At 53.7% G+C, this 12,731-nt stretch carries 9 protein-coding genes and 1 tRNA gene; 5 read left to right on the top strand and 5 right to left on the bottom strand.

The genetic code is table 11. The features are described 5' to 3' along the window. The 4 genes from BUB60_RS17835 to BUB60_RS17820 all read left to right on the top strand — a co-directional run. Nucleotides 1-267: integrase core domain-containing protein (locus tag BUB60_RS17835; RefSeq protein WP_143162406.1), on the top strand; the 267-nt coding region annotated here is incomplete at its 5' end. Between the two features lie 61 nt (nucleotides 268-328). Continuing rightward, on the top strand, nucleotides 329-616 hold the full coding sequence (locus BUB60_RS17830; RefSeq protein ID WP_073082358.1) for a hypothetical protein: 288 nt from the start codon (nucleotides 329-331) through the stop codon (nucleotides 614-616). Nucleotides 617-1,363: 747 nt separating this feature from the next. Next, a complete protein-coding gene (locus BUB60_RS17825) occupies nucleotides 1,364-1,861 on the top strand; it encodes a phosphatase PAP2 family protein (protein ID WP_073082357.1) in 498 nt (165 codons plus the stop codon). Nucleotides 1,862-1,960: 99 nt separating this feature from the next. Beyond that, nucleotides 1,961-4,174 (top strand): PAS domain-containing sensor histidine kinase, encoded by a 2,214-nt coding sequence (locus tag BUB60_RS17820; RefSeq protein ID WP_073082356.1) that lies wholly within the window; start codon nucleotides 1,961-1,963, stop codon nucleotides 4,172-4,174. Nucleotides 4,175-4,232: 58 nt separating this feature from the next. On the opposite strand, the gene rny is transcribed toward BUB60_RS17820, so the two are convergent. Next, the gene (gene rny, locus BUB60_RS17815) at nucleotides 4,233-5,786 is read right to left on the bottom strand and encodes a ribonuclease Y (protein ID WP_073082355.1); all 1,554 of its coding nucleotides are present in this window, start codon (nucleotides 5,784-5,786) and stop codon (nucleotides 4,233-4,235) included. 280 nt (nucleotides 5,787-6,066) lie between these two features. On the opposite strand from rny, the gene BUB60_RS17810 reads away from it, so the two are divergent. After that, nucleotides 6,067-6,142: transfer RNA gene (locus tag BUB60_RS17810), tRNA-Arg, on the top strand. 119 nt (nucleotides 6,143-6,261) lie between these two features. Here BUB60_RS17810 and BUB60_RS17805 read toward each other — a convergent pair. The 4 genes from BUB60_RS17805 to BUB60_RS17790 all read right to left on the bottom strand — a co-directional run bounded on the left by BUB60_RS17805 (nucleotide 6,262) and on the right by BUB60_RS17790 (nucleotide 12,714). Then, nucleotides 6,262-10,356 (bottom strand): S-layer homology domain-containing protein, encoded by a 4,095-nt coding sequence (locus BUB60_RS17805; protein ID WP_207650777.1) that lies wholly within the window; start codon nucleotides 10,354-10,356, stop codon nucleotides 6,262-6,264. A gap of 131 nt (nucleotides 10,357-10,487) precedes the next feature. Next, complete coding sequence (locus BUB60_RS17800) at nucleotides 10,488-11,270, bottom strand: HAD family hydrolase (RefSeq protein ID WP_073082349.1); 783 nt, start codon at nucleotides 11,268-11,270, stop codon at nucleotides 10,488-10,490. A 225-nt stretch (nucleotides 11,271-11,495) separates the two neighbouring features. Further along, nucleotides 11,496-12,266 carry a DeoR/GlpR family DNA-binding transcription regulator gene (locus tag BUB60_RS17795; protein ID WP_073082346.1) on the bottom strand — a complete coding sequence of 257 codons (771 nt, stop codon included), beginning with the start codon at nucleotides 12,264-12,266 and terminating at the stop codon, nucleotides 11,496-11,498. 217 nt (nucleotides 12,267-12,483) lie between these two features. Next, nucleotides 12,484-12,714: an ATP-binding protein gene (locus tag BUB60_RS17790; protein WP_341444233.1), complete on the bottom strand. Its 231-nt coding sequence runs from the start codon at nucleotides 12,712-12,714 to the stop codon at nucleotides 12,484-12,486. Between the last annotated feature and the right edge of the window lie 17 nt (nucleotides 12,715-12,731).

Raw genomic sequence — 12,731 nt, 5'->3', positions numbered from 1 at the left:
CAGACTAAGAAAAACCTTCCTACCCTTTTTGAGAAAACTGCTGCCGACTTGGGCATCCGGCACAAACTCATCCGCCCCTATACGCCACGTCACAACGGCAAGGTCGAACGCAGCCATCGTGAGGATCAGAAGCGCTTCTACTCATCCCACAGCTTCTATTCTTTCCAAGATTTTTCCGCTCAACTTGCTGTCCATCTTCGTCGCTCTAATTCTATCCCCATGCGCCCGCTTCATTACAAATCTCCGCTTGAGTTCTTGTCTACTTGACTGTCCAATATGTTTGACAATCCTACATGTCGGAGAACGTCAACGAAAGGACACATGTGATATGATTATACGGCAGCTTAAACAGGATCAATACGAGTATCTACAGCATTCCTTGATGAAGACGGCCCATGCCGAGCCTTTAGATGTCAGCTATACTGTAGGTATGACCGTCAACGGCGTGGAGTACGCGGTCAAAATGCAACCGGAGAAGCATTGCAAGATGGCAGTCTTGCAGGCTCTCAGAATTGACCGAGACGGGACAGGCCCCCATTTTGAGCTGATAACGAAAGGTTCCCTGTTGGGCTCATTTCTTGAAATCCTCATCTATCAGGGAATATGCCAGTGGTAAAATTCTATTAGTTTGTAAGCCTTCGGTTGTAAATACTGCTCATTGCCTGCCCATAGTCCAAATGCTTGTGACGCCGCACCCGCGGCGGTTCGCTCCCGCTCGCGGCAAAAAAGTTTATTTGTAACATAACTCTATCGTAAAGAGCCGTCGATTTTTATCGACGGCTTTTGTACTTTTTCTGGAATCTGCATAATTCCTTTGGGATGTCGTAACAGAGGATAAAGAGATTTTGGAATATTGCTGTAAGGTCACTGGGCAGTCGAAACCTGATGTTGTTCGGGATGGTATATATGAAGTATATGCTAAATTGGGCACGTCAGATAAAAAATAAAGGAAGCGGCGCTGCACTCATCAAAGCTACACGCCACTTCCCCCACCGGCAGATGCCCGAGGGCATATACGGCGTAAATATTATAGCATGCGCCGCAAAGCCTTTCAAGCAATGCCGGATAACCTCGATGAAAGGAAGAGTGTCATGATTATTCGGCAGTTAAAGCATTAAAGCATTATTGATATTACTCGTTTTCTCCAGTCCTTATAATTACACTCCGACCATAAAAGACATACCTTCCATCATGGGACAGGTATGTCTTTCTTTTTGCCAAAAAGCGTGTTATCATGGACTTATGTGAGGAATAATCTCCACCAGGCAAATTCCGATCTTAAGTTTTGTATTGCACTAACCAGACTCCGTCACCAGGCGGGGTCGTTGTTTTATTTGATACTGTATGAAAGGAGGCTGACGCCATGACGCGGGCGCGGTATGAAAAAGTCGCGGGATGGGTATCGGAGCGGCCGTTCCTGCTGGGGCTTTTAAAGGTGCTGAACAAGGGGCTGCCCGCCGTTTTATATATCGCGTATCCGCTTTTACTGATCGTTCTGGCCGCTGGACGGGACGTGCGGTTTTACCGGGTCCTTTTTGTCCCGGCCGCCGTGTTTTTCCTCGTGACGGTCCTGAGAGAAGCGCTGAATCTCCCCCGCCCTTATGAAAAGCTGGCCATTACACCGCTGATCGGGCGCGAGGGCGCGGGGCGCTCGTTTCCCAGCCGGCACGCGTCGTCCGCCGCCGTGATCGCCGCGGCCTTCTGGTATGTATGGGCGCCGGCGGGACTCGCCGCGTCGGTCATCGCGCTCGTCATCGCCGCCGTCCGGCCCGTCGCAGGCATCCATTTCCCTCGGGATGTTATCGCCGGCTGCGCGCTGGGTTTTGCGCTCGGCGCGGCCGGTTTTTGGGCCGTTCCATAGGTACCACATTTCAACAAAAATTTCAAAACAGTTGACATATTCCGACATTATTTGTAATCTCTAAGGAGTAAGCAAATAAAAATTGAGAGAGAGATCGGAATGTCGACTGAAATGGCTGATCTGAACGTCTTGTATCTCGGTAAAGCAGGGCCGGACCTCTGGATCATCAGGCAAAGCCTGCTTGATTACTTTAAGCGCCCGGTATTCCTGTATCAGACGTTTTCGCCGGCAGAGTTTGACCTGCTTTTACGCGGTAAAAAAATCGACGTTATACTGGCGGATTATGTGCCTGGGGATCGCCGGTCAAGTGTGACCCTCAAGGCGGCGCTCTCGATGGGTGCGAACGTCCCTCTGATCTGTCTGACCGGAGAGATCAGCGACGACGACGCCTTTGAGCTTATTAAAAAGGGCGCCGCCGACTGCGTTCCCAAGGCACTGCTCCGGCGTCTGCCCTTTATCGTCGACAGAGAGCTCCAGCGGCAGAAAAGCGCTTTCGGCCGCCTGCCCGCCGGATTTGGCAAAGACGCCGCTTTATATGAACCGGTACCTGAAAGCGCCGAAGCACCCGTTCCGGAGGCGCCCGACATCCCCGGCGACGCGCTCATGGAGATTCTGGATGGCTTTGCCGACGGATCGTTCATCTTTGACAGCAGGGACAATACGGCCGGCATCTCTGAAAAATGGCTGCGGCGCCTGGGCTACACTGAAAAGCCAAAAATCGATCTGCTGATTTATCTGCAAAATCTCATGCATCCCGACGACAGGGAGCATGCCATCAGCGCGCAGCGCACCGCGATCAGCCTGTGCAGCCCGAGGCTCGATTTCGAGTGCCGGTTCAGAAGGTCCGATGGCCAGTACATATGGACAATGGTCCGGGGAAAACTGATATATGACGATAATGGCGCGGCTGTCAGGTATTATGCCGCGCTGAATGATATCACGGAGCAAAAGAAAGCCGACGCCGCCCTGCGCGAGAGCGAGCGGCGGGCGCTGGCGCTGGTCGACGAGCTGAAAAAGACGAAAGAAGACCTGACAGCGGAAGTAGAGGCGCTCCGACGGCTGCACCTCATCAATTCCGAGCATATGATGCTCAACGACCTCAATTATATCTACGATGAAATCCTCGACGCAGCCATCGGCATCACCCACGCCGACAAGGGCTGCGTGCAGATATATGAGGAGCAGGAAGGCGGCCTGAAAATCATCACGCACCGCGGCCTCGGCGAACCGTTTCTGAAATACGCCGACGTGGTCACCAGCGGCATTATGACGAGCGGCGCCGCCCTGGAACGTAGGACGCGCGTCGTCACGCCGGACCTGGAAGACCCACAGCTCCTCACCAAGGCGGAGATACTGCTGGCCCGCGGCGAAAATATCCGCTCCGCGCAGTCCACGCCTCTCATCAGCTGCACGGGTAAAATCTACGGTATGCTGTGCACGCATTACGCCGGGCATCACGTTTTCAGCGAAAGAGAGCTGCGGATGCTGGACCTCCTGGCCCGCCAGGCCGCGGATTTTATTGAGCGGAAGCGCAGCGAGCTGGCCCTGGAGATCAGCGAAAAGCACGCCAAGGCGCTTGTGGAGACGCTGCAGAAGCTGGACCGCAATAAAGACGAATTTTTAAACCACCTGTCCCACGAGCTTCGAAATCCGCTGGCCACCATCATCGCCGCAATTTCCCTGATCGAGATTACGGACGACGTCAATCTGATCCGCGAGACAAACGCCATTGTCAAAAACGAAACGAGTCAGCTCCGCCGGCTCATCGACGATCTCCTGGACGTGACGCGCATCTCCAGCAACAAGGTGAAAATTCAGAAAAAATACATCAATCTCAGCGAGATCATCCAAAACTCCGCCGCCAACTTCCGGCCGCAGTTCAGCCAGAAAAAAATTGAGTTCAAGGCGGAACTCGACGGGCCGGCGATTTGTTTCCACGCCGATCCCGCGCGGATCATGCAGATCATCGAAAATCTTTTGGTAAACGCCCTGACATACACCGACGAGGGCGGCACCGTCGAGCTGACGCTGCGCGAGGACGGCCAAAACGCTTACATTCAGGTGGAGGACAACGGCATCGGCATCAGTCCGGAGGAGCTGCCGATGCTCTTCAACGCTTTTTACCAGGCCGAAAAAATGCCGAACAGGATCGACAGCGGCCTTGGGCTGGGATTGTCGATCGTCAAGGGCATGGCGGAGCTGCACAACGGCCAGGTCAGCGCCTACAGCCGGGGCGTCGGGTATGGGTCCACCTTTACGGTAACGCTGCCGCTGGACGCCGCGGTGGAAGGCCGGGAGCCGGAAAACGATTAAGCGCAGCTATAAACAAAAATCCCCTCCGCCGCGGCGGAGGGGATTTCATTTTTTTGCCTTATTTGGCGTATTCGATCGCTTTCGTCTCCCGGAGGAGGTTGACCTTGATCTGGCCGGGATATTCGAGGTCGTTTTCGATCTTCTTGGCGATTTCCCTCGCCAGCAGGATCATCTGGTCTTCCGAGACGTCCTCGGGTTTGACCATGATGCGGATCTCGCGGCCGGCCTGGATCGCGTACGAGCTGTCGACGCCGCTGAAGGAATTTGTCAGTTCCTCAAGCTTCTCGAGGCGCTTGATGTAGCTCTCGATATTCTCGCGCCGCGCGCCCGGCCGCGCCGCCGATATGGTGTCGGCAGCCTGGACGATGCAGGCGATGACCGTCTTGGCCTCCACGTCGCCGTGGTGGGCGTGGATCGCGTGGATGACCTCCTCGCTCTCCTTATACTTGCGGGCCAGCTCGACGCCGATGGTCACGTGGCTGCCCTCGACCTCATGGTCGATGGATTTGCCCAGGTCGTGCAGAAGGCCGGCGCGCTTGGCGGTCATGACGTCCACGCCGAGCTCGGCGGCCAGGAGCCCCGAAATATGCGACACCTCAATAGAATGATTGAGCACGTTTTGACCATAGCTTGTACGATATTTCTGGCGGCCGAGGAGCTTGACGACCTCCGGGTGCAGGCCGTGGATGCCGGTTTCAAACGTGGCGCGCTCGCCTTCAGCCTTGATGGTCGCGTCAACTTCTTTCTTGGCCTTTTCGACCATTTCCTCGATGCGGGCCGGATGGATGCGCCCGTCGAGAATGAGCTTTTCCAGAGCGATGCGGGCAATTTCGCGCCGCACGGGGTCAAAGCTCGAGAGGGTGATGGCTTCCGGCGTGTCGTCAATGATCAGGTCGACGCCGGTGAGTGTTTCGATGGCGCGGATGTTCCGGCCTTCGCGGCCGATGATGCGGCCCTTCATTTCGTCATTGGGCAGGGGAACCACAGAGACGGTAGCCTCGGCTACATGATCGGCGGCACAACGCTGAATGGCCAGCGAAATGTATTCGCGGGCCTTCTGGTCGGCTTCTTCTTTATAACGGGCCTCAATCTCCTTGATCTTCATGGCCGCCTCGTGAGTGACCTCGGATTCAAGATTTTTAATGAGATAGGCTTTTGCTTCCTCGACGGTATAGCCGGAGATCCGCTCCAGCATTTCGTACTGACTTCTTTTGATGGTGGCGACCTCTTCGTAGGAGGCCTCCAGTTCCGTCATTTTTTTGGAGAGGGATTCTGTTTTCTTTTCCAGGACGTCGGACTTTTTGTCCAGCGTCTCCTCTTTCTGCTGGAGCCGGCGTTCCTGCTTCTGGAATTCGGCGCGGCGTTCTCTGACCTCGCGCTCGTATTCGCTGCGGCTTTTGTGTATCTCTTCCTTTGCCTCCAGAAGTGCTTCGCGTTTTTTGCTTTCAGCGGCCTTTATAGAATCGTTGATTATCCTCTTCGCCTTTTCTTCGGCGCTCTGTATCTCACGTTCGGAAACTTTTTTCCGGTATGTGATGCCAAGGACAAAAGCGACTATAACCAAAACAATCGCGATAACGATGAAAACTACCCAGTAAAGTGCAGAGGGCATGGTAAGTATACACACCTCCATTCTTCAATTTTTATAAACACTGACAGTAAAATTTAGACCATTAAATATTAATTTTGTGAAATCTCCCCAACATTTCACAGAAATCATTTCAATAATTCTACATCCCCTTTTGTGTTATGTCAAGTTTATTTGTAACCCATCTTGTAATTTAATACAGTACACCCGATTCTTCTTGACACGTGTGAGGCGTTGCGCTAAAATAACTTGCACTCAGCTGTTGCTGAAAAGATATTGAATATTGTCTCAAAAAAATGAATATGCCCTCGTAGCTCAGGGGATAGAGCATTCGCCTCCTAAGCGAAGGGTCGCGCGTTCGATTCGCGCCGAGGGTGCCAGAAAACAGGGCGGCTGAGTGAATACCATCATCAGCCGCCCTGTGCGTATTTCTGAATTTCGCAGCTATGGCCTTGGGTCAGCACCAGCCGCCGGATACCCGGCGGCTGGTGCCATAAGGCTATTTTGACAGCAGATTGTACAGCACTTGCGCCATCTCCGCCCGCGTCGTCGTCCCGGTTGGGTTCAGGGCCCCGTTGTTACCTGAGACCGTACCGGACGCAACCAGCGCGGCCATGGCATCCCTCGCCCACGATGCAACCAAATTTGCATCGGAAAAGTCTGTCAGCGTCTTTCCGGTATTGCCCTGCGGAAGCCGGCCGATGGCCCTCAGCGCGTTACACAGCAGCGTAAACATTTGCTCGCGCGTGATCTCCTGCGCCGGGGCAAACAAGCCGTTCCCCACGCCGCTCGTTATGCCCAGCCGCTTCGCCGCCGCAAGATACCCTGTGTAGTAGGTGTCGCCCGCGTCTGAAAAGTTATCCGTCGGATTTGCGTCGGGAGCGATGCCATAGGCTTTCATCAGCATCACGAGAAAATCTGCGCGGGCCAGTTTCGCGTCAGGGCTGAAATGACCGTCGCCCGTCCCCGTCGTGATGTCTCTTGCCGCGATGAAGCTCACGGCATTGTCATACCACGCGCCGACCGACACATCGTTGAAGGTCACCTTATTGTAGCCCACTGCGTAGAGGCTGAAATGGGTGGTTGAAAAGGTCACGGCGCCAGCGGCGGGATCGTAGTGCCCGTTGGGGATCGAGGCCAGCTTGCCCCCACCGTCAATGTACCAGACAATGATGCCTCCGGGATTATTCAGCTCGTCGGCCGCCGGGGCATAGGGGATGGAGACAGTCACCGGGGCGGCCGGGTTTTTCCACTCTGTCTGCGTTCCATCGATTGTCATTGAAAGCTGCACCAGCGGCCGCGTACCCACAGCGGCACGCGCCTCGTCCGGCAGGCCGGATTTATCGCTCGCACCGATGGAGATTACCGCTTTGCTGCCGTTTGTGCCTGTGGTGCCTGCCAGCATATTGGACGGAACCGTAATGCTGCCCTTATCGGTGTCAACCGTCAGGGTCCCCTTCTGCTCGGGCGTCGACAGCTCCGACACGGGGATGCCCAGGGTATAGGTCGTGACGTTCGGAATCGACGGTATGGAGATATGGGAGCTTCCCCCGCCCGATATCAGCTTGTCCTGAGACGTGATGTCTATCGCCGCGCTGCCGCTGCCTTTATCGACGGTCACCGGAATCGTTACAGTCGTGCCATTGCCTTTAGTAACGTCGGAGCCATACGCCGGGGTGTTGCCGCCGCCGGCGGCGGGGCCGGGGCCTATGGGGGGTACGGTAACCGTCACGCTCGCGCTGCCGGATTTGGTATCGTCTGCCGTTGAGGTCGCCGTCACCGTCAGCGTCGCCGCCGTTTCGGCGGATGCCACCGTCAGAACGCCGGAACCGGCGATGGCCGTCGCGTTGCTGCTGTTGCCGCTGACACTCCAGATCACGGTTTGCCCCGGGTCATTCTCGCCGACTACCCGGGCGGTAAATGCCCGTGTGCCGCCCTTTTGCACCGTGGCGGTCGCCGGGGTCACCACAACATCGGTCACCGTCGGTGGTACTGCGTTAACGTATGTGAACCGGTCGGCGGCGCTCGCCTCGCTCGTGCCGCTGCCTGTCGTGACGGTGATGTCAACAGCACCCACCGGACCGGCCGGGGAAACGGCAATGATCTGAGCCGAGGAGTTCACGGTATATGTCGATGCGTTCGTGCCGCCGAATTTGACGGCGATGACACCCGTGAAGCCGGCGCCGGTGATCGTCACGCTCGTCCCGCCGTCCTTGGAGCCGGAGGAGGGCGAGACGCCGGTGATTGTCGGCGCGGTGTCCCCTGCAGCCCGCGTGATCGCAACGGCGTAGTATTTAACCGTCGTCTCGTTCTGGGCTGTGACCTTAATGTATGCTGTCGTCGTGCCGCCCGCCGTGAGGGGAAGCGTATCCGTGCCGGTGATCTCGTTTGAAAATGCGGCATCGGTATACAGCTTCAGCCGCGCGCCCGCCGCCACGGCAATATCGGAAAGCGCAAGGGCGGATTTTGAGCCGTCGACACTGATCGCCCATTGTATCGGGTCCGCCAGCGTACCAGCCCCCGAGGCCGCGGTGCTCGCATTTGAAGCAACGCTCGTGAGCGACGCGTCGCCGCTTGGCGCCGTGACGGTTATATAGACGTAATCGCCAAGCTGCGTATAGAGGCCGTCCAGCAAGAATGTAATTTTATATTCTCCGGGCTTTGACAGCCCGCCGCGGAACGTGATGCTTCCGCTCGATATGCCGGTCGTCGCCGTCTGCGTCCCGTTGACGTAGTTCCATATCGTCGACGTCGACGTTCCCGCACCAGTCCCCGGCGTGTCGTTGATTTTGTAAACGCCGACCCAATCGTCCGGATTGCCGGGTCCGTTGGCGAAGTCGACCGTAATATCTTCCCCGACGAGATAACTGCTTTTGTCACTCGTCAATGAAAACTGGCCTAACGTCGTCGCGCTGACCTGGGCGCTCCAATTGCTCGTCCCCGCGTCGTTTTTGGCCCGGACCTGATAGGTATGCGTTGAATTGCCGGGCAGCCCCGACTGCACATACGGGCTGTAGGCGTCGCTGACGATATCGCCGTCGATCATGAGGTCGTAGCCGGTCGCGCCGGCCGAGCTGTTCCACGACAAGTTGACCTGCGAAGAGCTTGACGCCGCTGCCGTTAACCCCGTGGGAACAGGCGGGGCGGTCTGATAAGCGCCGCCGTCGTAATCAAAGCTGCCTTGTCCCAGCCATTCCTGACGCGTAAATTCCCTGCCGTCTATAATGACCTTGTCGGCATAGACATCGACGCTCAGGCCCTGGCTGCCAAGACCGGGCTGCGAGTACGTCGGATCATACCAGAGATAGGCTGTCGACGGCACGTTGACCATATTGCAGCTTTGCGCACTGTAGAATTCGGTCGGCTCGTTAAAGATGCTGTGCGTATGACCCGTAAACAAGATGGCCTGAGGGTATTGAGAAAAGATATTTTTCATCTGTGCGTCCGGCCTGACGTCCTGCATCGCGTCCGACCCCGAAACGGTATTGCTGAGCGGCTGGTGCAAAAATACAAAGATCGGCTTGCCGGGACTGGCGCCGTCGCTGAGCGCAGTCTTTAACCAATCCATTTGGGCGTCGGAGATCACCGCCGTATTGCCGGCGACCTCATCCGACCCTAGAACGATGAAATGATACTCTTTGAGCCAGAAATCATAATAGTTGTTCGTCATGCCGGTTTTTGTCATGAACATGTTCTTAGCCGCATCGAAGTCTGAATAATTGAAGATATCGTGGTTCCCCGCGGAGAAATAGATGGGCGGATGTGCCGCCGACCCCAGAATTGCATTGAGCTGGTCGTACTGGGCGCTTTGTCCGCCGTCGGTAAGATCGCCGTTAATGATTAAAACGTCGCTGTCCGGATGAACGGAATGCAGGTCCGCCAGCGCGCCGGTCAGGTGCTGATTGTAGATGTCCGTGCTCGAAGTGCTTCTCATGTGCGTATCGGATATCACGTCAAACGACAGCAGGGGGCCGGAGCCCTCGTTTACGGTCACGCCGGCCTTCGGGACCACGCCGGTCGAGTCGACAGAGCCCTTTACCGTAAAGCGCCCGGCCTGCGCGTACTGCGCCGGAGCAATACTGTCCCAGCTCACACTGACCGCCGCGGATGTGCCGTCGCTGTAATTTGCCGTTACCGTCGAAGGCATGGCCGGCGCCTCGCCCGCGCTTGTCGTCACATTTTCAGGCGCGAAGGAGGTAATGGCGGGAACCTGACTTGCAGCGGTTGTAAAGGTAACGCTTGCTTCGACGGTATAGGAATCGTCGTAAGCAATAATGAACTGATACTGCCGCCCCTCCATATACCTGCTTTTCTGATCCGCGGATATCTTCGCCGGATTGAACGTAAAAGAACCGTTGCCGTCCGTAACGCCCAGGTCCAGCAGATAGGCGTACCAGATTGAAACCTTTCCGCCGCCGGGCGCCTCGTTGACTTCATAAAGTCCCACCCAATCCGTTTTGCTGGTGGGGCTCTTCGCGCCGGTGATCGTCACGTCCAGAGCGCCATTGACAGGCGTCAGGGAATTTGAAACGGTAATTTGCGCCGGCGCGGCGGCCGTTGCAACCAGTTGAAGCGGCGCTATGCTTAACAGCATAACAGCCATTATCGCAAATGAAATTGCTTTTCTTAATCTTCCTTTTTTCTTCATGACTTTCGGTGAATTTAATACCTGCATTTCTATACCTCCATGCATGTCGTCCGGCTTCGGTTTACTCTCACGTCGTTTCATTCAGCGCATTGAATCCAAATCGGCTGGTTGTCGCGTATTATTTCCACAACAGTGGGTAAGACATAGTCAGCCTTGGACGTAAACGCCCCACCTCCTTCAGCTCCACTCAGAACTCCGATTGCGAGCCCTGCATGATTTTGTCTTGCAAATGCGATGTCCACAGCGCTATCCCCAACAACCGCGATTTCTTCCGGGTTAAGATCAAATTTGCCGCTGAACTCCAGCAGAATATCTCCTGACGGCTTTGGCTGCTTTGAATTGCCCGGGCAGCCTATGTAATCGAAATACTCTATGAGCCCGGTTTCCATCAGGCAAATTTGGGTATTTTCCTCACTATCAGACGTTGAGATGCCTAAAATCAACCCCAACTGTTTTAAAAAGGCCAGCGTTCTTTCGATGCCTGAAATTGCCTTGATGGATCTTCTGTGCGCAAAAATGTAATTTTTCGTTTTATCCTGAACAAGCTCCAGAAAATGAGAGTAATAGGGCAGCATAATGTCTGACTTAATTGCCGCGAAAAATAACGTATTCGCTACATCCTCCATCGTGCCGGACGCATAAACACTGTGAGGTAACGTCTTATTGTCCGGGCCGATGCCGATACTCTGCAGTAACAGCTTTTGATGCTGCGGCCTTTTTTGAGGTATGTCATTGTCCAATATCATGTTTACTAGTTCAAGGGCCAAAGGAATCCAGATAGAATCAAAATCAATGAGTGTTCCATCCTTATCAAAAAGAATTCCGCGAATATCAGGTCTTCTCTGTTTTTGCTTGTTCAACTGGATTCCTCCATGGCACATATATTTCAGGGTCAGCACTGCTTATTTTTAGAATACCAACGCATCATGATCGTTTATATCGCTATCATGTTATTATTATGTAAAATTTATGATTTATCTTGACCGACTTTAAAGTGGTTCCATAAAAAAAGACGAAACTCAAAAAGAGTATCGTCTTTGCTTTTTATATAACGCGCCGCTAAAGCTGAAAAATAATATTTAAACTCAGAATGACTTGTTTACGATTTTGACCTGATTATCCAGATACTTTTGCAAAATATTCTTATCTAATTTGGAATCCGTGATAATAAAATCGCAAAGATCCAGATCACCCATTTTCAAAAGTGAAATCACATCAAATTTGCTGCTGTCAGCCGGAATGATGACTTCACGGGCGCGCTCGATCATTTTCATTTTGACATGGTATTCGCCGAGTCCATAGTCCGTAAAGCCGTCGGAAACAGAAATCCCGCTGACGCTGGCAAAAACCTTGTCAATATGGAATTTATTCAGGAATTCCTCCGCCAAACCGCCCAGCAGGCAAAGTTCATCGCCTCTCAACGTCCCTCCCGTTAAAATAATACTGAAACGATCTTTATCGCGCAGTTCCAGCGCAATGTCGATTGCATTGGTGATAATGGTCAGGTGATCAAAGTTTTTTTTCAGCATTTTAGCTATTTCAAGATTTGTTGTGCTCGTATCCAAGGCAATGGATTGACCCTCTTCGACAAATTGACAGGCGATCTGCGCAATCTCTTTTTTCAGTTCCAGATTCGCGGCAGCTCTGACCGTATACTTTTTTTCTTGGGCAACAACATGCTCAAGTATTGCACCGCCGTATACCTTTGTCAGGCGGCCTTCTTTATTGAGATAATCAAGATCCCGGCGAATGGTTACAATCGAAACGCCAAACATTTCCGCAAGCTCGGAAACCTTGACGCTTTTTTCTTCCCGCAGAATCTTTATAATTTTTTCGTGACGTTCCTGCGTGAGCATTAAAATGACCAATCCTTTCACCACGTACAAAAGAGAATGCAACGGAAATATTTCATACCCGTATGCGTTTGTACACATTTTTACTGCAAAATATACACACAAAAATAGCGCAGATTTCATATGAAAGATCAGCACTGAGATATTTTCAAAAGGAAGCAATCCTTATGAATATCTTAAAGCCAAGTATAGCAGAAATTCTTGAATATTGGCAAGACAATTAGTCCCCGCCATTCCCAAACACCTTATGCTGGAATATCACGCGGGCCCCCCCGGATTCCGCGTTATCCAGCCTGACAGCCCCGCCGAGCTGCTCCAGCAACTGCCTGACAATATAGAGGCCCAGGCCGGAATGACCGTCCCGGCTCCCCCGGGCTTCATCGCCCCGGTAGAATTTATCAAACGCCTTTTCCATGTCCCGCTGGCTGAAGCCACCGCCGGAATCGCAAATTTCATAAAGATTCTATA

Source organism: Sporobacter termitidis DSM 10068 (assembly GCF_900130065.1).
GTDB classification, from domain to species: Bacteria; Bacillota; Clostridia; order Oscillospirales; family Oscillospiraceae; genus Sporobacter; species Sporobacter termitidis.
The sequence above is the reverse complement of the archived record's forward strand: the minus strand, read 5'-3'. Positions and strand labels throughout refer to the sequence as shown.